Origin of the sequence: Delftia sp. ZNC0008 (assembly GCF_000799035.1) — a bacterium.
Taxonomy (GTDB): Bacteria; Pseudomonadota; Gammaproteobacteria; order Burkholderiales; family Burkholderiaceae_C; genus Comamonas; species Comamonas tsuruhatensis.
The window spans coordinates 1-489 of the sequence record NZ_JTKZ01000001.1 but is presented as its reverse complement, the minus strand read 5'-3'; the positions used below and the strand labels follow the sequence as shown (position 1 = coordinate 489).

Annotated in this window: 1 protein-coding gene and 1 pseudogene; both read right to left on the bottom strand. The window is 68.9% G+C overall.

Features of this window, described 5'->3' with window-relative positions; all coding sequences use genetic code 11:
• Positions 1–210 (bottom strand): hypothetical protein (locus tag L995_RS00010; RefSeq protein ID WP_047467897.1); only part of this gene is annotated, 210 nt, incomplete at its 3' end.
• A gap of 71 nt (positions 211–281) precedes the next feature.
• Positions 282–489: pseudogene (locus L995_RS00005) on the bottom strand (glycine cleavage system protein H); the annotation flags it as partial.

Sequence of the window (489 nt, the reverse complement as noted above, 5' to 3'; positions counted from 1 at the left end):
CTGGGCCTCGGTGGCCGCTGGCGGCAGCGCCATGGGCTGGTGGCGCCGGATGGAGGGCGGGACGATGGCGTCGATCAGCGCATCGCGCGATGCCGCGCCGATGGCGCTGAGCATGTGGGCCTCGTCTTCGGGCGCGATGCCGATATGGCGGGCCACGAATTCGGTGGCGTTCTCGAGGGCGGCAAGGGGCTGGGTGGAGGACATCAGCATGGAGGGACCTGTCTCAAAAGCTGAAAAGCGCCAGGGCGGGCCCTGGCGCCCGTCCTGGCCGGAAAGTGGCGTCAGTTGCTCTGGGCAAAGGCCGTGTAGGCGGCTTCGTCGAGCAGCGCGGCCAGCTGGCCTGCGTCGCTGAGCTTGACCTTGAAGAACCAGCCTTCGCCCAGCGGGTCGCTGTTGGCCAGGGAGGGGTCGTCGCGCAGGGCCTCGTTGACTTCGACGATCTCGCCGCTGACGGGCATGTAGACATCGGCGGCGGCCTTGACGGACTCG